Origin of the sequence: Providencia sp. PROV189, assembly GCF_028480065.1 — a bacterium.
Lineage (GTDB): Bacteria > Pseudomonadota > Gammaproteobacteria > Enterobacterales > Enterobacteriaceae > Providencia > Providencia stuartii.
Genome location: NZ_JAMPOG010000022.1, coordinates 113,361 through 134,292 on the forward strand (window position 1 = coordinate 113,361; position 20,932 = coordinate 134,292).

At 40.0% G+C, this 20,932-nt stretch carries 19 protein-coding genes, 3 tRNA genes, 4 pseudogenes and 1 CRISPR repeat array; of the genes and pseudogenes, 24 read left to right on the plus strand and 2 right to left on the minus strand.

What is annotated here, in order from left to right:
• Positions 1–122: 122 nt before the first annotated feature.
• From PR833_RS14130 to PR833_RS14190, 13 genes are all read left to right on the plus strand, one after another.
• Positions 123–2,912 carry a DUF2339 domain-containing protein gene (locus PR833_RS14130; protein WP_213537941.1) on the plus strand — a complete coding sequence of 930 codons (2,790 nt, stop codon included), beginning with the start codon at positions 123–125 and terminating at the stop codon, positions 2,910–2,912.
• A complete protein-coding gene (locus PR833_RS14135; protein WP_004918779.1) occupies positions 2,899–4,371 on the plus strand; it encodes a DUF3999 family protein in 1,473 nt (490 codons plus the stop codon). The genes PR833_RS14130 and PR833_RS14135 overlap by 14 nt, the downstream gene beginning before the upstream one ends.
• Before the next feature lie 201 nt (positions 4,372–4,572).
• Complete coding sequence (locus PR833_RS14140; RefSeq protein WP_014658102.1) at positions 4,573–4,839, plus strand: hypothetical protein; 267 nt, start codon at positions 4,573–4,575, stop codon at positions 4,837–4,839.
• A gap of 73 nt (positions 4,840–4,912) precedes the next feature.
• Positions 4,913–5,317 carry a GFA family protein gene (locus PR833_RS14145; RefSeq protein WP_004918784.1) on the plus strand — a complete coding sequence of 135 codons (405 nt, stop codon included), beginning with the start codon at positions 4,913–4,915 and terminating at the stop codon, positions 5,315–5,317.
• A 208-nt stretch (positions 5,318–5,525) separates the two neighbouring features.
• Entirely contained in the window at positions 5,526–5,942 is a 417-nt protein-coding gene (psiE, locus tag PR833_RS14150) for a phosphate-starvation-inducible protein PsiE (protein WP_014658103.1), read from the plus strand.
• A 294-nt stretch (positions 5,943–6,236) separates the two neighbouring features.
• Positions 6,237–7,790, plus strand: coding sequence for an AbgT family transporter (locus PR833_RS14155; protein WP_014658104.1), 1,554 nt, complete (start codon positions 6,237–6,239; stop codon positions 7,788–7,790).
• Between the two features lie 35 nt (positions 7,791–7,825).
• Complete coding sequence (pepT, locus tag PR833_RS14160; protein WP_272526247.1) at positions 7,826–9,058, plus strand: peptidase T; 1,233 nt, start codon at positions 7,826–7,828, stop codon at positions 9,056–9,058.
• Positions 9,059–9,279: 221 nt separating this feature from the next.
• Positions 9,280–9,966, plus strand: coding sequence for a LuxR C-terminal-related transcriptional regulator (locus PR833_RS14165; protein ID WP_004918792.1), 687 nt, complete (start codon positions 9,280–9,282; stop codon positions 9,964–9,966).
• Positions 9,933–11,765: an excinuclease ABC subunit UvrC gene (gene uvrC / locus PR833_RS14170; protein WP_004918794.1), complete on the plus strand. Its 1,833-nt coding sequence runs from the start codon at positions 9,933–9,935 to the stop codon at positions 11,763–11,765. Before PR833_RS14165 ends, uvrC begins: the two co-directional genes overlap by 34 nt.
• Positions 11,766–11,822: 57 nt before the next feature.
• On the plus strand, positions 11,823–12,371 hold the full coding sequence (gene pgsA / locus PR833_RS14175) for a CDP-diacylglycerol--glycerol-3-phosphate 3-phosphatidyltransferase (RefSeq protein WP_014658106.1): 549 nt from the start codon (positions 11,823–11,825) through the stop codon (positions 12,369–12,371).
• A gap of 164 nt (positions 12,372–12,535) precedes the next feature.
• A tRNA-Gly gene (locus PR833_RS14180) sits at positions 12,536–12,611 on the plus strand.
• A 25-nt stretch (positions 12,612–12,636) separates the two neighbouring features.
• Positions 12,637–12,710: transfer RNA gene (locus PR833_RS14185), tRNA-Cys, on the plus strand.
• 7 nt (positions 12,711–12,717) lie between these two features.
• A tRNA-Leu gene (locus PR833_RS14190) sits at positions 12,718–12,804 on the plus strand.
• Between the two features lie 120 nt (positions 12,805–12,924).
• Here the strand turns inward: PR833_RS14190 and PR833_RS14195 are convergent.
• Positions 12,925–13,140, minus strand: a pseudogene (locus tag PR833_RS14195) (integrase); the annotation flags it as partial.
• A gap of 314 nt (positions 13,141–13,454) precedes the next feature.
• Between PR833_RS14195 and PR833_RS14200 the strand changes: the two are divergent.
• The 9 genes and pseudogenes from PR833_RS14200 (at position 13,455) to PR833_RS14240 (ending at position 18,826) form a co-directional block, all read left to right on the plus strand.
• The gene (locus PR833_RS14200) at positions 13,455–13,625 is read left to right on the plus strand and encodes a hypothetical protein (RefSeq protein WP_004918798.1); all 171 of its coding nucleotides are present in this window, start codon (positions 13,455–13,457) and stop codon (positions 13,623–13,625) included.
• Between the two features lie 561 nt (positions 13,626–14,186).
• A CRISPR array of direct repeats spans positions 14,187–14,695; the repeat unit is 28 nt; unit sequence GTTCACTGCCGTATAGGCAGCTTAGAAA.
• A gap of 9 nt (positions 14,696–14,704) precedes the next feature.
• A pseudogene (locus tag PR833_RS14205) lies at positions 14,705–15,070 on the plus strand (DUF1367 family protein); the annotation flags it as partial.
• Positions 15,071–15,081: 11 nt separating this feature from the next.
• Positions 15,082–15,396 (plus strand): annotated as a pseudogene (locus tag PR833_RS14210) (Ref family recombination enhancement nuclease).
• Between the two features lie 45 nt (positions 15,397–15,441).
• Complete coding sequence (locus PR833_RS14215) at positions 15,442–16,245, plus strand: antitermination protein (protein ID WP_272526249.1); 804 nt, start codon at positions 15,442–15,444, stop codon at positions 16,243–16,245.
• A 949-nt stretch (positions 16,246–17,194) separates the two neighbouring features.
• Entirely contained in the window at positions 17,195–17,410 is a 216-nt protein-coding gene (locus PR833_RS14220) for a hypothetical protein (RefSeq protein ID WP_004918811.1), read from the plus strand.
• A gap of 94 nt (positions 17,411–17,504) precedes the next feature.
• Positions 17,505–17,774: an HP1 family phage holin gene (locus tag PR833_RS14225; RefSeq protein WP_004918813.1), complete on the plus strand. Its 270-nt coding sequence runs from the start codon at positions 17,505–17,507 to the stop codon at positions 17,772–17,774.
• Complete coding sequence (locus PR833_RS14230; RefSeq protein ID WP_053110727.1) at positions 17,774–18,244, plus strand: lysozyme; 471 nt, start codon at positions 17,774–17,776, stop codon at positions 18,242–18,244. Before PR833_RS14225 ends, PR833_RS14230 begins: the two co-directional genes overlap by 1 nt.
• Entirely contained in the window at positions 18,226–18,408 is a 183-nt protein-coding gene (locus PR833_RS14235) for a hypothetical protein (protein WP_004918818.1), read from the plus strand. The genes PR833_RS14230 and PR833_RS14235 overlap by 19 nt, the downstream gene beginning before the upstream one ends.
• Positions 18,395–18,826 (plus strand): lysis protein, encoded by a 432-nt coding sequence (locus tag PR833_RS14240; RefSeq protein ID WP_004918820.1) that lies wholly within the window; start codon positions 18,395–18,397, stop codon positions 18,824–18,826. Before PR833_RS14235 ends, PR833_RS14240 begins: the two co-directional genes overlap by 14 nt.
• 5 nt (positions 18,827–18,831) lie before the next feature.
• Here PR833_RS14240 and PR833_RS14245 read toward each other — a convergent pair whose 3' ends face one another.
• The gene (locus PR833_RS14245) at positions 18,832–19,170 is read right to left on the minus strand and encodes a hypothetical protein (protein WP_004918822.1); all 339 of its coding nucleotides are present in this window, start codon (positions 19,168–19,170) and stop codon (positions 18,832–18,834) included.
• 198 nt (positions 19,171–19,368) lie between these two features.
• Here PR833_RS14245 and PR833_RS14250 point away from each other — a divergent pair.
• Positions 19,369–20,392 (plus strand): annotated as a pseudogene (locus PR833_RS14250) (terminase small subunit).
• Positions 20,393–20,539: 147 nt separating this feature from the next.
• Positions 20,540–20,926, plus strand: a complete 387-nt coding sequence (locus PR833_RS14255) for a hypothetical protein (protein WP_272526251.1) — start codon at positions 20,540–20,542, stop codon at positions 20,924–20,926.
• The last annotated feature ends 6 nt before the right edge of the window (positions 20,927–20,932 follow it).

The window sequence follows — 20,932 nt, forward strand, 5'->3', positions numbered from 1 at the left end:
TGTAATAATTTATTACAGCAGCTTGGCAATAGCTAGAATGCTATCTACACTAGGCGAAGAGAGGAATACGCTTTTTTTGCAAATTTTTTAATCGTAGGTTTAAAGATGAGGGAAAGCTATTTGTGGATGGCTTGATACTGATAGGGTTAATAATTGCTATTTTAGCAGCTGTTTCACCTATACTTGCGATTATCGCAATAGTTTTTGCCCAGCGAGTGAAATACCAATTATTCCAGCAAAATCAACGTATTCTATCATTAGAGCAAACGCTAAAGCGCTATCAAGATAGGGAGATTAATCAGCAAACGGAGCTGAGCCCTCCAGAAACGATTGTTGCCTCTGAAAAACCACAACAATATCAAAGCGCCTCGGAAGAGCTCTCTCATTATTCTAATGAGTTGGAGCCTTTGCCTACGGCTCCACCCGTCTTAAACTCCCAAGTAACAGAAGAAGTGCCTCAACAGCAATTCCAACCAACAGTGGATGTTAATCGCGTTGTTCAACCTTCAAACAACGTTGATCATCCTTCAAACAATAAAGTGAGTGACCAAAATAATGAGGTAGTCCCTCTATTTAGTCACTTTTTTAGTTGGATTTGGAAAGGGAACCCACTAGCAAAAATTGGTATTCTTTTGCTGTTTTTTGGTATCGCTTATTTACTGAAATTCAGTATTCAAAACAACATGCTATCACCACAAGTACGCCTGATAGCGAGTGCAGTAGCTTGTTTAGCTTTACTTGGTGTGGGGTGGTATTTACGCCATAAAAAGTCTTTATTTGCCTTGATCTTACAAGGTGGCTCAATAGGCTGTTTTTACATTACCGTTTTTGCCGCTTTTAAACTGTATACAATGCTACCTTATAGTATGGCATTCGTTGCAATGATCTTGATTTGTGCAGCCAGTATTTTGCTTGCATTGTTACAACGAGCGATCAGTTTGGCTGTTTTAGCCTCGTTAGGCGGGTATTTAGCGCCTATTTTGCTATCTACTGGTGGCGGAAATCATATTCTGCTCTTTTCCTACTATTTAATGTTATCAATCGCCATTTTAGTGATTAGTGTATGGCAAGCATGGCGCCCACTTAATTTAGTTGGCATGTTCATGACCTATGCAGTCGCACTATTATGGGGAGTACAGTATTATCAAATTGACTATTATGTTTCTAGCCAACTGTTTCTGATTGCTAACTTAATTGTGTTTAATGTGTTAACACAATTATTTGCATTACGTTACCCACACGAGAAGCAATTAGTTGTCGACTATACATTACTGCTTGTTCCACCTTTTATTAGTATGGCAATGCAGTGTGCAATTTCTTGGCAAATCAGCTTTGCGCCAGCATTTTCGGCACTATTACTCGGTTTACTTTATTTACTCGCTGGGTTAAGGATCCATAAACGCTATGCTGTGGTGGGGAAAAATTTAGCATTAGGCAATATTATTATTGGTATTGGGTTCGTTACGTTGGCAATACCACTGGCGCTCACCTATGAATGGACATCAATTCTTTGGTCTGTCGAAGGGTTATTATTACTGTACTATGGTTTCTCTCAGCAAAATAAAAAACTAATCGTAATTGGGCCATGGCTTATTTCAGTGAGTGCCTTGATCTTATTAGCTGGTTTTTCCTTCAATATATGGAGCCGTACAAGTACTTATTTGGTGCCTGTCTTATTGGCAGCTTGTTTCAGTGCCGGTGCAATATTTCACGTAAAACGTGGCACATCAGAAAATTACAAAGTGCTTAGCTATGCTTTCTTGATTCTTGGCTTGATGATTTGGACTGTATGGCTCCCTGTTATCACCGATATATTATCTTGGAGCGGTGAGTCTGAAAGCTTCATCATCATGGCATTAGTCATTATTTCCGCTTGGCTATGGCGCATGTTAGCCATTAAGACTGATTGGGTGCCTTTATTGTTATGCCAATCGTTTATTTGGCTAATTGGCTATTACTATCTGGCCTTGGATTTTATTAATGACCAAAACCCAATGGGGAGAGGAGATGGCTCTCTGATTTGGCCAGTGATGTTAGGTAGTTCGATTTTATTTGTGATACATGCTCAGAAAGCGCGTAATATTTGGCTGCAACGTATATTACACGGTGCAACGTTTTGGCTGATCTTGGCGTTTATTGCGACACAAGTGAATTGGTTTGTCGCCATTTTACCTTGGGGAATGAATGAGCTTGGTTACTTTATCTATGTGATGGCGATAACCCTAACAATTTTAGTGATGTATTGGTTGCAAAGCCAAAAAATGCCGCCAATGAAACGCAACGGTATAATTTATTGGTATAGTTTTTTACCTGTTATTGTTGTTTTAATCGGCCTCTCATTTATTGCCAATTTTGAAGATGGGAAACTGACATTCTGGAATTATGTTCCACTGATCAACCCATTGGATGAAGCCGGTTTATTTAGCATTGCTTCATTATTATTAATGCGTCGTGGGCTAATACAAAAATTAAAGAAAATTAGGGAATTTGACCTTTGGATCATTAGGGGACTAGGCTTTTCGGCTATCGTTCTGAGTGGAGTATGGTTTAATGGCATAATCATCAGGATCATCTCCGATTTTGCTGAAATTAATTGGAATGTCGATGCGCTCTTTAATTCTCGATTAGTCCAAACTGTCCTCTCTATTAGTTGGTCACTAGTCGCTTTAGGCTTTATGATTTTTGCCAGCATTAAACAAAACCGTATGAGCTGGTTCTTGGGGGCAGGAATATTTGCTTGTGTTATTGCTAAATTATTCTTAGTCGATATTTATGGGCAGGATGGCTTATCTCGTGCAATAAGCTTTATTGTTGTCGCGGTGTTGATTTTAGTGGTGGGGTATTTTTCACCACTGCCACCAAAAACAGCCCAACATAAAGGAACTAATGAGGTTGAAGATGAAGCTAACTAAAAGCAAAGGGAAGTGGCTGACTTTCGTTTATCTTTCTTTTTCATTTTTATTGTCTAGCTTCGTGCATGCACAAGAGCAAAAAGCATTAACGCCCTATGACTTTTATCAGGGCATAGAATTGAAATATTCTAGCGATAATAGTTCGTTTGCTTGGCTTGAGCTTCCTTCTGAAGCCTATATCAACTCTGCATATCCTCAAACATTACAAGATGTCAGAGTGTTTAATGGAACAGGTCAGGAGGTTCCATCGGCTTTATTTTATGATACAGAAGAGAGGCGTAAAATTTCACAAGTTAGCTTTGCTTTGCAGCGACTAATTATTCGTGCAGACCAAGTCAATTCGAAAGAAGAAACACACGACGATCAACAATATCTTTTGATTGAAACGCAACCAAGTAAGCTAACACGCATAGAATTGCCCGCAATGCAGCAAGCCAAAGATGCGGTATATCAATCTTATCTATTAACGCGACAAAATAATAATCAAGAAGATTTTCCGATTCAGACACTTTCTTTGCAGTGGATGAATAATCAACAAGATTGGCAAGGGAAAGTGTTTATTTATGCTAGCGATAATAAACAGGATTGGGTGAATATTTCTGCTTATCAGCCTGTCATGAGTTTGAATTCAAACTCTGGGGGGATTTATAGCAATACAATTAAGTTATTAGAAGGGCATTACGTTGCGCTAAGAGCCCCTTATTTGATGGTCATTATTGTGGCAGCTAAAGAGACGAAGATCCCTGATTTAACAATGGCGCAAGGGACCTCTATGGTTGTTCATTCAACAAGGCGGCAAGAGACCTGCCACTTTATTACCAATAATGAAGGGGTGTCACTAAACCAATTAATATATCGTTTACCCTCGCCACAGCCTTTAAGTGCGATTGTGATCCAATTGCGGCAAGCAAACCGCGTGTTGCCTTTACACATTGAATATACCTCTACTTCTGGAGAAGAATGGCTACCACTAACAAATATAGTGGCCTATAACCAAATACAAAATGGCCAAGAAATCCGCAATCCGGAGTTGGTATTAAATGATTTAATGGTTAAAAAACTCAGAATTACTGCATTAAAAGGCAGCTGGGATGATAAACCACCATATATTGAAGGGAAACGCGATGCCGTTAATTTAATGTTCAACGTACAAGGAGCATCGCCTTATCTATTAGTTTGGGGGAGCCAGCTTGCCGGTATTGATAATATCAGCTACCAAGAGTTACTCGGTCAACCACTAACAATCGATGAATTAATGCATCGTTATCCTAAATTGTATGTGCCCGAAGAGATTATTGAGCTGGGTGGTGAAGAGCAATTAACATCAAATGACTTTGTGATAAATGAGTTTGACTGGATGACTATCACGTTATGGGTGCTACTTGGGGTAGGGATCATCGTATTGCTGTATTTCTGCTGGTATCTATTAAAAGAAGTGAATGCAAAGTCATCAGAATAAATTAACTTCCTTTCGAAAATCCTTATCGCTAATAGGGGGAAAACGTTCTCCCTATTGTGATAAGCGACCGTACAGCGCCTTTATAGAAAAGGCATATTTTGCTATTAAAAAATTTACAAAATTCCCCAAATGATTACTTGTCGGTACTATTTTTTGACATGGTATTGCGCTAAAACGAAGGTTGAGCAGGAGGGAGTTTCAATGAGAACACGTTTTTTTTCAAAGTTATTTATTGCTATCGCATTGCTAACCAGCGCATCATTATTTGCTGAGGCGGCTGAAACGGTCACTTCATACGAGCAGGTTAATGTGAAAATAGAACATCCATTGAAACAAAATAAGATGCAAGATCTTGGTGATATAGAATCAATGCGTGAGCAAGCCGAGGTAAGGCGTGTAGAGCTGACTGAAACAACAACAGATCGCCGCTTTAATGGTCGCCAATTCCGAATTGGTGACAAGCAATGATCACCTTGTATTTTTATCGTGTCTCATCTTATAGTGAGCACTAAACTAACGTGAATCATCAAAAGGAAATACCATGTATCAAGGGCAATGCCTCTGCGGCGCTGTAAAAATTAGTACCCATCAGCCTATCGATAAAATAAGTGTTTGTCATTGCGGTATGTGTCAACGTTGGAATGGTGGTCCAGGCTTTAGTGTTGATTGCCATGATGATGTCGTTATTGAAGGGGAAGAGGCGGTGACGCGTTTTGCCTCATCACAATGGGGTGAACGCGCATTTTGCCAACGGTGCGGAACGCATCTATTTTATCATCTGCATTCACCGTCTTCTTACTATGTTTCTGCGGCTTTATTTGAAGAAAGTCAGCATGCAGAGATGGCCATGCAAATATTTGTTGAGAGTAAACCTAAGTACTACAACTTTATTGAAAAAACACCCATGCTGACAGAACAAGATATTATGAAGCTAATGGCTAAATAAAAGGTTTGAGAGCCAGCCGTTGCTGGCTTAGTTAAATTTAATCTATTTTATTTTGCTTCCATAATGTTAATACCCTAAATATGAATTACAATAACCTAAAAGACTTATAACCTTTTATAGAAGGCGATTTAATTCTGTGCATTTGATGCGGGGAAGTGCACGCAAGCTTACCATATCAATATGCATCACTATCTAGGGAATATAACGAATGAATAGTATGAGAAATATGCGGCACGCCAGTAATATTGCGTGGGTTTTGCAATGGGTATTAAATATTGGCTTGATCGCATTAGCGATTGTACTGGTTTTCTTTTTAGCAAAAGAAACGTACACCATGGCCTCCTTAATGTTTAGTGGGCAAAAGGAAGCAACAGCATATGAACTATTAGAAGGAATTGTGATTTACTTCCTCTATTTCGAGTTTATTGCACTGATTACTAAGTATTTTTTGTCTGGTTACCATTTTCCATTAAGGTATTTTATCTATATCGGCATTACGGCCGTAATACGTTTAATTATTGTTGATCACAGCGATCCACTGACAACACTACTTCATTCTGCTGCAATTTTAGTCTTAGTGGTTGCCCTTTATATCGCCAATACCGAAAAACTAAAACGAGAGTAGAATATTTCAAAAAAAATTAATGGTAAAAAAGGAATGTTATTCATTCCTTTTTCTTATCTTTTGATTAATAAAAAATAATCGTTAATTTGCGAAATCTGAGAAGTTATCCCTGACAAAAGCATATTCCTGCTGAGTTTAAATAATTAAGATAATTTATAATGATAAATTATCTTAATGCAAGTCATCACAACTGGTTTATCCTGTTAAATAATCGAAAGAAAGTATTTTACTTTTCATAAATCGTTATTTAGTGTGTAAAAGTTTATTACTCTAATAACTTAAGTACTTGCAAATATGACAACAAATACACTCCCTAAAAAAAAGGGCTTCTTAAACCGTGTTGAACGTATCGGTAACGTGATGCCTGACGTTACAATGCTGTTTATTTATGCCTTGATAATCTGTTGGTTTTTATCTTATTTACTTTCATTTGTAGATTTTAATTATTACCATCCAGTGTCGAAAGAAAAAATCACTGTCATTAATATGTTTAACTATGAGGAAATCATATTATTCATCACAGCGGCAGTGAAAAATTTTATTAATTTCCCTCCTCTTGGAATAACAATAGTTGCAACATTGGGGATAGGGATTGCTGAAAGCAGCGGTTTTATCAATACTGCGCTGAAAAAAATGCTCTCGTTTATCACTCCGAAAATGTTGACGCCAACGGTAGTGTTCGTGGGGATTGTTTCCCATATTGCTTCTGACTCTGCTTACGTTATTTTGATGCCTGTCGCTGCAATGATGTTTTACGCGAGTGGTCGCCATCCATTAGCGGGTATTGCGGCTGCATTCGCAGGATTAGCGGGCGGATTTACTGCAAGTTATACGCCTTCTATCATCGATCCTATTATGCAAAGCTTCACACAAGATGCTGCGCAAATGATGGCTCCTGGCTATAGTGTTAACGTACTGTGTAATTACTTCTTTAGCCTTGGTGGCACATTTGGTGTTATTTTTACTTGCTGGTTTATTACCGAAAAAATTGTTGAGCCATGGTTAAATAAAAACTGCCCAATTACCACCAAAGATGTGGATACCGATGCCGATCAGGATCTCGGTAAGATCACGCCATTAGAAAATAGAGCGTTTCGCGTATCGGGTCTTGTCGTGCTGGCTTTGGCAGCGGGTCTGTTTGCCTTATTATGGCCGGAAAACTCATTATTACGTGGCCCAGATGGCAGCTTGACTAGCCCGAAAGCGCCTATCATGCAAATCGTTGTGCCACTGCTGTTTATTTTCTTTGCGTTGCCCGGCATCGTGTACGGCTATATGACTAAATCTTTCACCTCTACGAAAGATGTGGTGAAAGCGATGGAAAATATTACTAAATCACTGATCCCCTTTATTGTCTTCGCTTTCTTTGCCGCGCAATTCTTATATTCGTTCCAACATTCGAATCTAGGTACATTATTAGCGTTATCTGGTGCGGAATTACTGCGTACCCTTGATATGCCTTCAGGATTGACTGTTTTTGGTGTCATTCTACTGACTGCAATATTAAATATTATGATCACCTCAGCCACGTCTAAATGGGCGATCATGGCTCCTGTACTTGTGCCAATGTTGATGGCGGTCGGCATCTCTCCGGAACTTACCCAAGCGGCCTTCCGAGTCAGTGATTCGGCAATGAACGTCAGTACCCCCATGTTCCCATTCTATCCGTTGATCCTGATGTATTGTCAGAAATATTATAAAAATGCAGGAATTGGTACTCTTTGCTCCATGATGATACCGTTTACGGTGGGTCTGTTGATCACATTGACCGCAACGCTATACCTCTTCTGGGCATTCGATATTCCAATTGGATTTGACAGTGGTTATACATGGCAGCCAACACCATAAGTCAGTTGTTGGATTGAGTAAAAGGAACAAAAAAAATGAATAAATTAGGTAAACAGCTCGAACAACGTTTTTTTCGCTATCTTGCAATCGAAAGTCAAAGTGATGCAGCGGCAACGGTTGTGCCGAGTACAGAAGGGCAACGTGATTTAGCGAAATTGCTGGCAAAAGAGCTAGAAAGTTATGGCCTAAAAGAGATTTATATCGATGAACATGCAATTCTTTATGCTGTACGTCCGGGCAATAAACCTTCAGCACCTAAAATCGGTTTTGTCACCCATTTAGATACAGTCGATGTTGGTCTATCGCCAGTTATTAAGCCTCAAACACTTAAATATGAAGGCAAAGATCTGTGTTTGAATGCCCAAGAAGATATTTGGTTTAAAGCGTCAGAGCACCCAGAAGCGGCCCCTTATATCGGTGAAGAGATTATCTTTAGTGACGGAACGAGCGTACTCGGTGCGGACAACAAGGCCGCGGTTACCGTGGTTATGGAGTTAATGGATAAGCTGCAACAGGTAGATTTTGATTGCGGTGATATCTATGTTGCCTTTGTTCCTGATGAAGAAATAGGGTTACGTGGCTCAAAAATCATGGACCTATCTCGCTTCAAAGTAGATTTTGCCTACACCATTGACTGTTGTGACCTCGGGGAAGTGGTGTATGAAACCTTTAATGCAGCGTCAATTGAGGTGACAATTAAAGGGGTGACGGCTCATCCTATGTCGGCAAAAAATGTACTATTGAATCCTATTCGTGTCGCACATGATTTTATCGGCTGTTTTGACCGTTTTGATACTCCTGAACATACCGAGCAGCGCGAAGGTTATTTCTATGTGACTGATTTAGTCGCAAATCCCGATAATGCAAAAATCAAAATGGCGATCCGCGATTTTGACCGAAACAGCTATGAAGCTCGTAAACGTTATATCGGTGAAGCGATTGAATTGATCCGAGCGCGCCATCCGAGAGCAAAAATTGATTTTAAAATCGAAGATGTGTACAGCAATATTAGTGATTCGCTCGGTGATGACCGTACGGCTATCGATTTAATTTTTGAAGCATTAAAAATTCAAAATGTTGAGCCTAAAGTGATCCCTATGCGAGGGGGCACAGATGGTTCTGCACTCTCTGCTCGAGGGGTTTTAACGCCGAATTACTTTACAGGTGCATTAAATTTCCACTCGCGATTTGAATTCTTGCCTCTCAGCTCGTTTGAGAAAAGCTATTTGGTATCAGAGAGTATCTGCCGTTTAGTCGGTCAGAAATAACCAATTAGTTTCTATTTATAATAATGCCATAGCCATGTATTTGCATGGCTATTTTATTTTAAAAGGATATCGCTTTTTTGACGTTATTTTTAGCGTGTATTGATTCGTAGAATAATAAAGCAATCAGTTAATCACGAAACGAAAAGACTATATTTTATTTCGTAAAATTGCTATTTATGGAGGTTTATATGGGTGAGTCGTCATAAAATATAGAGAGAAAGATGATTAATATTATAATTATCGATAATAATAATATATTAATTCGTGGGCTTGAGGCTATTTTTAGCCGACATAAACGATGTCATATTGTGGCTTCATTTCCTTTAATCGAACAAGCCATCTCATGGAATCGGCAACAAAAAGCCAGCATTATCTTAATTAATAACGATAACTGCCAATTTGAATCATTAAAGGCGCTACAAACGCTAAGACGAACACAGCCTGATGTTGGTATTATTATTTATAATATCCACGCTCATTATTCATTCTTACTCAAAGCGCTCGATCTTGGGATCCAAGGTATACTAAGTGCCAAAATTGAAGTAAATGAATTCTTAGAAGCTATACAGGTGGTCAATGCGCGCAGCAAAATTATCTCACCAGACATTGCACAATCTATTGCTTTAAAACGTATTAATCAGCATGAACAGACCGATCTCTATGAGTTATTGTCAACGCGTGAGTTAGAAATCATGTTGCTTATCACCCAAGGGATCCCTACAAAACAGATAGCACAGGTGCTAAATTTAAGCCCTAAAACAGTAAATACCTATCGATATCGAATGTTTGGTAAACTTAATATCCGTAGTGATGTAGAATTAACCCATATTGCCATTAGCTATGGGTTAATTGTAGCCAAACAGGGTTTATTAGGGTGTCAGAACAGTTTGAACCAAAAGCTTTCTTAAAGACAGTGACCAACCAACCCGGCGTCTATCGAATGTATGATGCTGGGGGAACGGTTATTTATGTCGGTAAAGCAAAAGATTTAAAAAAACGACTTTCCAGTTATTTCCGTACTAACGTCAGCAGCCGAAAAACTGAACAGTTAGTGAAAAATATCGCCTCCATTGACGTCACGGTTACACACACAGAAACAGAGGCGCTATTACTCGAACACAACTATATCAAGCTTTATCAGCCTCGCTATAACGTCTTACTGCGTGATGACAAATCCTATCCTTATATCTTTCTGAGTAAAGAAACGCATCCAAGATTATCGATGCACCGTGGTGCTAAGCATGCGAAAGGTGAATATTTTGGGCCATTTCCTAACTCTTATGCAGTAAGGGAAACATTGGCTTTGATGCAAAAGCTATTTCCTATCCGACAATGTGAAGATAGCGTCTACAAAAATCGTTCAAGGCCGTGCCTACAATACCAAATCGGGCGTTGTTTAGGCCCTTGTGTTAAGGGATTAGTGAGCGATGAAGAGTATGAACAACAAGTTAATTACGTTCGTTTATTTTTAACAGGTAAAGACCAGCAAGTATTAACTGGCTTGATTGAACGGATGGAAAAGGCCAGTCAAGCGTTACGTTTTGAAGAAGCTGCACGGTTTCGTGATCAAATTCAAGCGGTGAGGGCGGTAACAGAGCAACAATTTGTTTCTGGTGATAGCGATGACCTTGATGTGATTGGTGTAGCATTCGAGGCAGGGCTTGCTTGTATTCATGTGTTGTTTATACGGCAGGGGAAAGTGTTAGGAAGCCGGAGTTATTATCCTAAAATACCGGCTGACACATTACTTGAAGAAGTGGTGCAAACTTTTCTTGGGCAGTTCTATTTACAAGGAAGTGAAAATCGAACATTGCCCGGAGAGATCCTGTTAGATTTTGCGTTACCTGAGAAAACATTGCTGGCTGACTCACTATCGCATATCGCTGGGCGTAAAATTCAAATTCAAACTCAACCTCGTGGTGCGAGGGCGCGTTATCTGAAACTGGCACGGACGAATGCATCAACCGCGTTATTAACCAAGCTTGCACAGCAGTCCACAATCCATCAACGGATGTCATCACTAGCGAAAACAGTTGGGTTGGATTCAATCGCTCGAATGGAGTGCTTTGATATTTCCCATACGATGGGGGAACAAACCGTCGCATCTTGTGTTGTTTTCGATAAAAATGGTCCAGTGAAGTCGGAATATCGGCGCTATAACATTACGGGGATCACCCCAGGTGACGATTATGCTGCGATGCATCAGGTTCTTACTCGCCGCTATGGCAAGCATATTGATGAGAGTAAAGTGCCTGACATTATTTTTATTGATGGGGGGAAAGGGCAATTAGGCCAAGCAAAAGATGTGTTTAATTCTCTGGATGTGGATTGGGATAAAAATCGACCATTGTTAATTGGGGTTGCAAAAGGGAGTGACCGTAAAGCAGGGTTAGAGACGCTATTCTTTAAGCCAGAAGGGGAAGGGGTTGCGTTGCCGCCTGATTCACCTGCACTGCATGTGATCCAACATATACGAGACGAATCACATAATCATGCGATTACAGGCCACCGCCAGCGTAGAGCAAAGGTTAAAAATACCAGCGCGCTCGAATCTATTGAAGGTGTAGGACCCAAACGTCGTCAAATGCTACTAAAATATATGGGGGGCTTACAGCCGCTGAAAAATGCAAGTATAGAAGAGATAGCAAAAGTGCCCTCGATCTCATACGCGTTGGCAGAAAAGATTTATAATGCATTGAAACAGTAGGTGTCTTAAGGCACCATACTTATTAAATCCAATTTGGTCAAAAAGTTACTGAGCATGATGAAATTAAATATTCCTACGTGGTTGACCCTGTTCCGAGTCATTCTGATACCGTTTTTTGTGCTGGCTTTTTATTTACCAGTCAGTTGGGGGCCTTTTGTTTGCGCATTAATTTTCGTTATTGCGGCAGTAACAGATTGGTTTGATGGCTATTTAGCAAGGTTATGGAAGCAAACAACCAAGTTTGGGGCATTCCTAGATCCTGTTGCCGATAAGGTGATGGTGGCAACAGCATTAGTGCTTGTTACGGAAAGTTTTGATGTTTGGTATGTCACTTTACCCGCCGCGACGATGATCGCTCGTGAAATTATTATTTCTTCGTTAAGAGAATGGATGGCTGAGATAGGCAAAAGAAGTAGTGTTGCCGTGTCATGGATTGGTAAATTTAAGACAACAGCCCAAATGATCTCTTTAGTTGGGTTATTGTGGCGTCCAAATTTGCTTATTGAGAATCTTGCTATCGCATTATTGTATGTTGCAGCTATCTTAACGTTCTGGTCAATGTATCAATATTTGAAGGCAGCATGGTCAGATTTGAGCGAAGCTTGATCGAAATGATTGAAAAAACAGCGAACGAACGGTTTTGAGTGATTTTTTTAAATATTTGTGTTGACTCAAAATGTGAAATCAGTAGAATGCAACGCATCGAACGGCAACGAGGTTTACGAAAAAAAATAAGTAAATCAGCCAGTTTGAAAAGCGAAAGCTGAAAGGCGGGAATAGCTCAGTTGGTAGAGCACGACCTTGCCAAGGTCGGGGTCGCGAGTTCGAGTCTCGTTTCCCGCTCCAAATCTCAGTAAGAGATTGAGAAGAAGGCGCGTTAGCAAAGCGGTTATGCACCGGATTGCAAATCCGTGTAGCTCGGTTCGACTCCGGGACGCGCCTCCAAAATTCAGCCCAGGTGGTGAAATCGGTAGACACAAGGGATTTAAAATCCCTCGGCCTTTAGGCTGTGCGGGTTCAAGTCCCGCCCTGGGCACCAAATAAAAACTCAGTTGAATATCAACGAGTTAGGGAAAGAAAGAAGCCACCTTTTAGGTGGCTTTTTTTGTGACTGAAATCACCTTTCGCTATATTTTCACTATATATCTTCACTATATTTTTACCTTCCCCCTGATTTTTTCTGTCCACCGACCGTTGGAGCGATTACCACTTTTCGAGCATATCGTGCAGTCTGTGAAGGTGTTTTATGGCCAGAAATATTTTGCTTCTCACTCAGCGTTCCTTCCAGATCAGATATTCCCTTTGCCTTCAAATCATGAAACGTAAAATTAAAATCTAAATAAGGAAATTTTTTTACAGCTTCCTCTTTAGCTTTTACCTGTTTTTAGCTTGCTTAATATAAATACCTGCTTTCATGAGTTGATCTTTTTCAGCAGCAAGACGTCTTACTGACGAGCACTGCATCAAAATAGAAAATAGACAGAGAGCGAGTGCTGGTAAGATTAAAAAGGCACCTGAGGTACATTGGGCGTTTTTCAGAGGCAGACTAAAATATTTGTGAGTAATGAAAGTATGAAACTGACATACTTGGAAAAAATAAAATCGCTCCCATCATATAACTATGTACCTTGTAGAGGATATAAAGCCGTTTTGTCATCAGGTTATTGAATGTAGTTAGTTGGAGTGAAAATGAAAAAATCGGTTTATAAAGCAAGTGGTTTATGGAACCAACAATCTTTCATAACTCTTTTTGTCGCAACAAGCGAAAAAGATGTGCTTTCAACAATAGCATTTTTGGCAAATTTAGGTGGCGCTAGGGTCGATGAGCTATCTATTGAACGTTTTTGTTCCGTGCATTAGTGTAGTTAAAATGAAGAAACGGGACTAATGGCAAAAGCCGCATAACGTAAAATAGAAAAACGCAAACGACAAAAGGAATTAGGCGTGACTAAGATAGAGCTATTTCTTGGTGAACAGGGATTAGAGATTCTCCCAAGAAATTGCGTAATATGTAGGTCAGGCAGGGCGCTGTATAACGTAGCCAACTATCTTTTTATGTGAGCATTGATGGCTGTTCATTGTGTCCGCTCGGTAGCGCTGAATAAAAAGTGTGTAAGGGAGGTAATGATCAGCTACTGATAGTTATTTAAGTGAGGCTCATAAATGCTGGGTAACTCATGGGTGACACGGGCTAAAATTGATGTCACAAAATCTCACAGATAGTTCAAATTTAACGTGTCACTATTAATTTTGATGGGTATAGAAGATGCACTGTTTTCCTCTTTTTTACCCTTTATTTTTTCACTTGAAATTTATTGATTAAAAATCAATGTGTTAAGAATCACTGAAATATAGAAGGTATTTTTCATAAAATCAGATGTAATTTATTGTTGAACATGGTTTTTTTCATGATAATTTATAGTTCACTGCCGTATAGGCAGCTTAGAAATATGGCTGAATTGCCGATGGACATGGTGCAGGGTTCACTGCCGTATAGGCAGCTTAGAAATTGACCAGTCAATACTGCACTACCGATACCAAGTTCACTGCCGTATAGGCAGCTTAGAAAATTTTCCCATTTGAAATGGGTGCGATAACCTTGGTTCACTGCCGTATAGGCAGCTTAGAAAGAAAGAAGTTATCCCGCTGATTAACGAAGGTTGTTCACTGCCGTATAGGCAGCTTAGAAATGGTTGCTTTCCATGCTCGATGAGTAATTTTCGTTCACTGCCGTATAGGCAGCTTAGAAATGTGTCTGAAGAGGAAATTAGCGACAAATTCGGTTCACTGCCGTATAGGCAGCTTAGAAAGGCTTGAATTTGTCGAGTTGGTCCGATGCGTTGTTCACTGCCGTATAGGCAGCTTAGAAATACCGGCTCATCAACCTTAGAAATTGCCGCTGGTTCACTGCCGTATAGGCAGCTTAGAAACAGATAGCAGTGTGTGGTTACGTTAAATTCCTTGCTTACTACACCGATAATGATGATGCCCTCCAGTCAGCTACAGATGTTTATTTAGACGATGTAGCACAAAAACGTGCTCACAATATCCCAGCAACCAAATCCTTTGATGCTTTCCGCTATTGGGTAGTAGAGCAATCTGGCCGTTATGAAACGTTCGAAATGCCAGACGGTAGCCTACGCCGTGTCGCTAAATCAATCAGCTTTGCAAGAATGGATGACCTAGCTTTTGGCGAACTCTACAAAGCCACACTCGATGTGCTTTGGAACTTCATTCTATTCCGTAAATTTCCCACCCAACAAGCTGCTGAAAATGCAGCTGGCCAGCTATTGGATTTTACCTAGAGGCAAGACCAATGATCCAAAAATCGAAGATCAAAGAAGAGAAGCAGTGGTTATCAGATGTAGCCGAACTTGGCTGTGTTTGTTGTAGAAACATGGGATATGGGGCAACTCCTGCGGAAATCCATCATACACGAACAGGGCAGGGTATGGCTCAACGAGCTAGCCACAAAGATGTTTTGCCGTTATGTCCACCTCACCACCGTGCTAGCTACGATACTGGTTTTCATGCAGCACCCAAGAGGTGACAAGAAATTCACGGCACAGAAGCAGAACTACTCGAGCAAACCCAAAAAGAAGTGATGGAGCTGCGTGCTTGTCGCACTTGATGACCATATAAAAAATATTGTTGATATGTAATAGGCGGTGAACCAATGAAACTCGAAAATGCACTGAAAAACTTTCACCCTAAGTCACCTACATTCGGTAATGTAGCAGGTTGCACGTCCCCTGACCGAATAACAGGCACAGATATTATGGCGGCTATGGGGATGACCGAGTCACAGGCTAAGTTTGGCATGACAGCGTTTCTAGCGAAGAATGATATCAGCGAAGAAGATAAATTTTCTACAGTAGAGGCGCTGACCCAATATGCACTTAAAGTAGCACCTAAACTAGTTCGTAAAGCCGCGGGTAAGGAATTGGGTTGTTGCTTAATTATTCTGGCCAAGATGGCATTTGAAGATTATGCCCGTTCAGCGGGGTCGGTTTGTCAGTGTTCAGCGTGTAGTGGTAAAGGGATGATTGATAAAAAAGTCATCACAACAAAGTACTCTACAAGGGAGGCTATTTTTCCGTCATTCTCCAAGAGCCAACCCAAGCGATATACCAATACGGAACGCGATGTCGTGGAAACTGAAAAAGTGATTTGTGAATCATGCAATGGTAAAGGCCAATTAACACATCGCTGCCGTTGTAAAGGGAGGGGTAAGGTACTTGATGAAGAACAAACAAAATTACAAGGCGCCCCCGTATTTAAAGATTGTCCTCGCTGTGAAGGTAGAGGTTTCAGCCGTGTGCCGTCGTCAGTAGCATTTAATGCAATAAAGCATTTAGTACCAGACCTTAACGAAAGAACGTGGCGTAGAAATTGGAAGCCATTCTATGAAAAGTTGACGAATAAGTGTTTTATTGAAGAGAGTGCCGCAGAGCAAGCATTTAGCAAGGTAATTAAATGAACTGATCAAATAAACAGTAAAGTTTGCATTTTGTCCGGAACTGACTTATTATTTTCTAATAATGGACATTCTATACCTAGTCGCATTAAACCAATTCAAGACCTCGCAATTGCGGGGTTTTTTATATACACACTCTTCATTTTGGAGAGTTGTGTGATTAGGGACACCAGATATCCGTCGACCAAAACATCATCTAATGTCCTTTTCTTTTAATCCACTTCAATTCAATCTGATATGTTAAGAGAAACGAATGGCATTCGCTCCGTTCAGCCAAGAAAATAAGCACACTGATGCAATGATTATAATTCCCAGAAATAGTTTTAATGTCATTGTTGCGAGCGACTCACTTCGAGCACCTCTCATGAAATAAAAAGCTATGATAGGTAATATAAATCCTAAAGTAGACATCCAAGTTAAAAAGCGTTCCAAGTCATGATACATAGTGAATTCCATTTAAGTTAGGTTTCTATGTTCTATCATGCATCAACACAAATTCCAACGTGTAAGTAACCCTTACAAGTTCAATTCTCCGGAATTTCCGGATAGTTCATGTAACTTAAGCATTTGAAAACATTATCGTACGTAAAACTATTAAGTTAAATTTCACATATGCGGTTATTCCGAACAACTGAATCCCTTGCTATAAGGTTACGGTAGCGCGTAACAGTCCGGCTGAACTAAATCAGCCCTTTATTCCAGTAGTCATAGTTTCCACATTTGCCCTATTATTTTTGTTCATAACAACTGAACCTCTTGGGCTGTATCGAATTCCTTCGAAAATGATGCAGCCAGTTTTTACCCATTTATTGACTTGTTGTCTAAATACATTATTGGCCCTTGCAAACTCTGATTTATTTCCGCCAAAATATTTGTTGATAAAGTCCTCTATCTTCATTTTAGCTCTCAAATACAATAATCTATCTCTGGGTACCCAACAAAGGAGATAGAAATGTTTGTAGATAGTAATTTAGTCCCAGATCCAGATAACAAAGGATGGGTTTTGGGTTGGGGAGTAGTTAAGTATGCACCATGGCATTTAAGTGGTGTTTATGCAACTGAAGAGCAGGCGAAACAGCAAGTTGAGCTATTAGGCGCAGACTATGAGGTGCATTATGGATCTCATAAATTGCAAAGTGATGATTTTATTTGGGGTGCAGTTTCTTAGATAAAACGCTCAAATAACTTTATTTCAAATATCAGGTCACTTCGGTGGCCTTTTTTTATTCACTAAATTCGGGCACTCCGTAGGGGGTGAAATCATGCGTATGGATAAATATAGCAACGCAGCCTACGGTAGTGCTGGGCTCACAGCATTCTTTGCAAGCTTATCGCTTTATGAGTGGGGCTTTATTATCGGGATGGCGTTTAGCATCATCCTTGGTCTCGCTACTTTCTTTATGAATCGACGTGAACAGCGAAAGCGAACTCGATTATTTGAAGAACTGGTTAACAAAACCGACCCTCTAAACCCGTCAGCTACTGCTCGAAAAGCCGCCGAACTTATGGCGAAAGCGCCTAAGGATATCTAATGTCACTCAAACAAAAATTAACTGTGCTTGTTGGCGCAGGGGCTTCGGCTATCGCTTTAACGGTGATTGCACATTTTGAAGGTGTTAGATATGAGCCTTATAAAGACGTGGGCGGGGTTTTAACGGTCTGCTATGGGCATACAGGAAAGGACATTGTTCCCAACAAAGTTTATTCAAAAGAAGAATGCAATGAGCTGTTAGAGCTTGATTTTATGAGAACTAAACTTCAGGTAGATCGCCTAGTTAAAGTTCCTGTAAGTGAACATACCAAAGCCGCACTGTATTCATTTGCATTTAATGTTGGTACTGGCGCATTCGCTAAGTCAACGATGCTTAAAAAGCTAAATGCAGGTGATCAATACGGAGCTTGTGAAGAGTTAAAAAAATGGGTTTATGCTGGTGGAAAGGTATGGCGTGGACTTGTAAACCGTCGAGAAGCGGAGGCTGCTATATGTCATGGAAACCTATAGTAGCTGTAATTTTCTTTATGCTACTCGCGATATCAATTATTGCTTTTGGCGCTTACCGTATGACAGATAACACATGCGGCATTGATAAGGCTAGCTTAGAAAAGCGTTGTCAAAAAGCTATCGACCATTATAAGGGCAGGCAAGTTAATTATGAAATTCGATAAATCATTCTGGCTATTCATTATGGTTGTAGGAATGGGCTGGTGGGTTGTTACTGTTCACGATAGCAACAAGCTACTGAAAAAAGAAAATGCTGAATTGATTGATAGTATTCAAAACTACGAAAAGCGCATTAACTCCCTTCACGAACTCGACACTAAACATACCCAAGAGCTAACAAATGCAAAAGCTGAAATTGATAAGTTGCGTATTGCTGCTGAGCGCAATCCTGAGCGGGTGTACATCAAAGCCAGTTGTAAAAAAGCCGAGGGCACTACCGCCACCGGCTTGGATGATGCAATCACCGCCAGACCTACTGACACCGCTATCCGAAATTATTGGTTACTCAGAGAGCGAATTGCAGAGTCAGAGCAGATGATTTTTGGCTTACAGGATTACATTAAATTAGAATGCAATATTTAATAAATCTAGATAGCTTTAAAAGTAAATGGTTGCGCAATATTTCCAGTCATTACGACACAAAAAACAGCAATAGCAGTAGATGGAATGTTAGAATCCTCAGCAAGAGATTCAAAAGCTAAAGTTATAGTTTCCTTTACATTTTTTTTCCTAGCATCATCATTGAGACCGGATGCTTCAATTTCTCCAATGATGGTAGTATCAACATGAATATCTTTGCCAACGTTATAAAAAGCATCTTGTTCTGATAAATGCTTTTCTATTTTAGACCTAAAAGAGTCTATTTGAGATTCGTAACGGGAATTGAGTACATTAACGTTATATGACAGACAAAACGGTGTGTTCATAAAATATTTCCTTGGTTAAGTTAAATAAAAAAAACAGCCTAAGCTGGCTCATTGATGATAGGTGAATTAGTCTCCTAGCACAGTTTTACTTAATTGGGGCTACATGCTAGTAGTTAAAGGTTAGTGCGTTAATTTAGTTCAAAAATAAGACATAGATCACTATTTTATGTTGTTAGTGAGATGTAGGAGATAAACACGATGGCTAAACCGGATTGGGGGACGCTACAACAACAGTTCCTCGCCACTCATGCCGAATCAGGAATATCCCCGAAAGAGTGGTGCGAAGAACAAGGGTTAAAATACTCAACTGCTAAGCGCTACATTAAGATTGCGAATGGTGGTGCGAATTCGCAAAAAAAAAAGTGCGAATAAGACTGCGAATTCGCAGAAGAAAAAATGCGTAAAAGAGCCAGTGCGCAAAAGTGATATACCAACTGCGCAGAGTAGAGAACAAGATAGTGCGCACGATGATGAAAATACCTTTGATGTGCGCAACTACGGGCTTAATGACTCACAAGTCAAATTCGTTAACGAGTATCTTATCGACTTAAATCGAGCTGCTGCATATAAGCGAGCCGGTTATAAAGGCGAAGGCAATACAGCTTATGTAAATGCTACTCGAATGCTAAGAAATGCTAAGGTTTCAAGAGCAATCGCGGACGCGCTAGCAGAGCGAGAACGCAGAACCGAGATAACCCAAGATGCTGTATTAAAAATGTGGTGGGATATTGCGACCGCAGACGTTAATGAACTAACTGAATATCGTCGATTGTGTTGTCGTCATTGTTGGGGTTTTGGATTTAATTATCAGTGGCGCGATGCGATAGAGTTTGGAGACGCTGTTATTGAGGCTAGGGCTAAAAAGAAAAAGATACCAAATGACAATGGCGGTTACGGTTATGACAATTCGCTTGACCCTAATCCCGATTGCCCTCGATGCAAGGGTTTGGGTATTGGTCGTGCGCATTTTCATGATACGCGAGACTTAACCGGCTCAGCTCGTCGTTTATTTGCGGGTGTGAAAGAGGGTAAGTTTGGTGTTGAGGTGATCACTCGTAATCAAGATGATGCGCTTAAAATGGTTGCACAGCATTTAGGAATGGTTAAGAACAAGACTGAGATAACCGGTGCTGATGGTGGGTCTATTCAATCAACAGGTATCGATTTAAGTCACTTGAGTTTTGAGCAACTTATGCAATTGAGAGCAAAGTCAAAGCAGTAAGATTTTTGGCATTATGATATAAAGGCATAGTTAAATATTGGATTGAGCAGGTAGGGAACATGTCTAAATATCGATTTTATGCATTGTATTTATTTTCTGTTCTTTTTTTGGGTGGGTTATTTATGAATCAATCTGTTGCCAAGTTTAATGAGTCACCTGAAATTTTGGTTAGACAGTTTCAACAGGATTACATGGAATGATCAGGCATTTAGTCTTAGAGACTCTAAGCCTAACGAGTATATGGATTTAGCGGGTAAAGCGTGGCGTACACTATTAACTAAATATACATTACCTGATTTTGTAGGAGAGCCTATTGCATTTGGCTCTGAATCAAGCCATGACCCCAACAAAGAGAAAATATTGTCAGTAAAGAACACTAACAATATTGCCGTTGTCACAACGCAATATCTAGTACCAGATGGTTATTCACCTATTCATGAATATCATTTAATTTTTCAGGATGGTCGGTGGTATTTAACGCAGGTTTATTTAGCTGACGAGGGCCAATTATATCCTGGTGTCCACTCCCCCTAAAATAAG

Coding starts and splice junctions, on each gene's coding strand:
- PR833_RS14135 (WP_004918779.1), top strand. CDS start 2,899: ATGAAGCTAACTAAAAGCAAAGGGAAGTGGCTGACTTTCGTTTATCTT.
- PR833_RS14140 (WP_014658102.1), top strand. CDS start 4,573: ATGAGAACACGTTTTTTTTCAAAGTTATTTATTGCTATCGCATTGCTA.
- PR833_RS14145 (WP_004918784.1), top strand. CDS start 4,913: ATGTATCAAGGGCAATGCCTCTGCGGCGCTGTAAAAATTAGTACCCAT.
- psiE (WP_014658103.1), top strand. CDS start 5,526: ATGAATAGTATGAGAAATATGCGGCACGCCAGTAATATTGCGTGGGTT.
- PR833_RS14155 (WP_014658104.1), top strand. CDS start 6,237: ATGACAACAAATACACTCCCTAAAAAAAAGGGCTTCTTAAACCGTGTT.
- pepT (WP_272526247.1), top strand. CDS start 7,826: ATGAATAAATTAGGTAAACAGCTCGAACAACGTTTTTTTCGCTATCTT.
- PR833_RS14165 (WP_004918792.1), top strand. CDS start 9,280: ATGATTAATATTATAATTATCGATAATAATAATATATTAATTCGTGGG.
- pgsA (WP_014658106.1), top strand. CDS start 11,823: ATGAAATTAAATATTCCTACGTGGTTGACCCTGTTCCGAGTCATTCTG.
- PR833_RS14200 (WP_004918798.1), top strand. CDS start 13,455: ATGAAAAAATCGGTTTATAAAGCAAGTGGTTTATGGAACCAACAATCT.
- PR833_RS14215 (WP_272526249.1), top strand. CDS start 15,442: ATGAAACTCGAAAATGCACTGAAAAACTTTCACCCTAAGTCACCTACA.
- PR833_RS14220 (WP_004918811.1), top strand. CDS start 17,195: ATGTTTGTAGATAGTAATTTAGTCCCAGATCCAGATAACAAAGGATGG.
- PR833_RS14225 (WP_004918813.1), top strand. CDS start 17,505: ATGCGTATGGATAAATATAGCAACGCAGCCTACGGTAGTGCTGGGCTC.
- PR833_RS14230 (WP_053110727.1), top strand. CDS start 17,774: ATGTCACTCAAACAAAAATTAACTGTGCTTGTTGGCGCAGGGGCTTCG.
- PR833_RS14235 (WP_004918818.1), top strand. CDS start 18,226: ATGTCATGGAAACCTATAGTAGCTGTAATTTTCTTTATGCTACTCGCG.
- PR833_RS14240 (WP_004918820.1), top strand. CDS start 18,395: ATGAAATTCGATAAATCATTCTGGCTATTCATTATGGTTGTAGGAATG.
- PR833_RS14245 (WP_004918822.1), bottom strand. CDS start 19,170: ATGAACACACCGTTTTGTCTGTCATATAACGTTAATGTACTCAATTCC.
- PR833_RS14255 (WP_272526251.1), top strand. CDS start 20,540: ATGAGTCACCTGAAATTTTGGTTAGACAGTTTCAACAGGATTACATGG.